Genomic DNA, 1530 nt, shown 5'->3' with positions numbered 1-1530 from the left:
CCCCACTTGAGGCGGGCGGCCTCAGCCAGATAACCGCCGTTGCCGGTGGCATCAAAAGAAGCGGCGCGCAGCCGAGGCAGCCCAAGCAATAAATAGAAGAGGATCTGGCGCTGAGTCTCGTAAGGGGCATTGGCCAACTCCACCACGAACGGCACCCGCTTGCGCAGGTTGCTGGCGATGGCCAACGGCACAAACACCGACAAGTCACCCTTGCGCGCAAAGTCTTCACCCAGCACATGGCGACAGGTCTGATCCAGACTCTCCAGCCACGGCTTGAGGTTTTCCTCACACCAGACCGAGCCCACAGCAAGGCGAGTCTCTTCACTCATCAGCTCGAAGTCTTTGGGCGCGGTGAAACGGATGATGGGGATATCGGGCTGCATGGCCCGCTCGATCAAGGACCGCTTGATATAGGCACCACCGCCTTGCTTGGGGACGCAGAAATATTCTTCGAGCGCATCCTCTTCGGTGGCCGTGCTCTTGAGTAGCCCGGCTTTCCAATCGTCCTCGGCTGACTGGCTCCACACCATGCCTTTGACCTGGCAGATGCGACGATAAAGCCCCATCCGACAGGCGTCATCCAGCGTGATACGGTGGATAGAAAAGTCTTTTTTCCCAGCGCGACTGTCGTTTATCAGCTGATTAAACAGGTTATCAACGCCACTGTGGGTACTGATTAAACGGACCTTGGCGCCCCACATCGTCAGCGCCATCGCGGCCTTGAGCACTTCGGCCAGACGTTCGTGGAATGCCGCCTCATCGATGGTCACATTGCCTTGCATCCCCCGGAGGTTCGATGGGTTGGATGAGAGCGCCTGCACCTTGAAGCCGGATGAGAAGTAGACCACAAAGGTCAGGATGTCTTTGTCCTCATCGGCAAACACTTCCTCCTGGATATCCCCGGCGGCCTTATTAAACGCCTTGGCCCACATGGCCACAGCATCAATAAACTCGCGGGCCATCTCCTTGTTGGAACCCACATAGAAGTGGTTGCAACCCCCTTCCGACTTGGCCAACGAGGATTTAAGCGTGGCGTCTGCCGCTTCTGCCCAGGTGATCCCCGTCCGCCGTGACTTCTCGGCAATCTTTAAGGGGCTGTCGTCGGCTATCCAAATCTTCTGATACGGCAGCAGAACATCATCCGGGTTGAACTCGGTTCCCAATNGTGTCTTTGGTCAAGCCTGCCTGGGTAACAATCTGCTCGGTCTTGGTCGCTATCTCCTCAGCAAACGCCTGGCGGATCTCTTTCTCCCGCTTATGGCTTTGCATGGCAGTGGACTCCAGACGCTGGGCGGCGAGCATGGCCTCTTTGAGCATGCCCACATCCACTTCGGCATCCGGATCATTGGCCTGGGCCATAAACAGTTTGAACAGTTGGCCGCGCCCCATTTCCAGAATGAGCTTGGTCACCTCGCCCGTCGGCTTATCACCCAGTTGCGCGGTCAACGCGGCGGTGGCCTCACGCATCTGGCGCAGACTGGCCCCCACCTTTTCCACCTGGGTGGCATAGCGATTCAGACCAGAACGGGA

The 1530-nt window shown here is 57.8% G+C and carries 2 protein-coding genes; both read right to left on the bottom strand.

Features of this window, described 5'->3' with window-relative positions:
- On the bottom strand, window positions 1-1163 hold a 1163-nt coding region (locus tag ACYVG7_RS05220; RefSeq protein WP_460882168.1), incomplete at its 3' end, for a terminase large subunit domain-containing protein.
- Window positions 1138-1488, bottom strand: a complete 351-nt coding sequence (locus tag ACYVG7_RS05215; RefSeq protein ID WP_460882169.1) for a phage protein Gp27 family protein — start codon at window positions 1486-1488, stop codon at window positions 1138-1140. The genes ACYVG7_RS05220 and ACYVG7_RS05215, both read right to left, overlap by 26 nt.
- Between the last annotated feature and the right edge of the window lie 42 nt (window positions 1489-1530).

Source organism: Pseudaeromonas pectinilytica (genome assembly GCF_054780855.1).
This window is presented reverse-complemented; position numbering and strand designations above follow the sequence as displayed.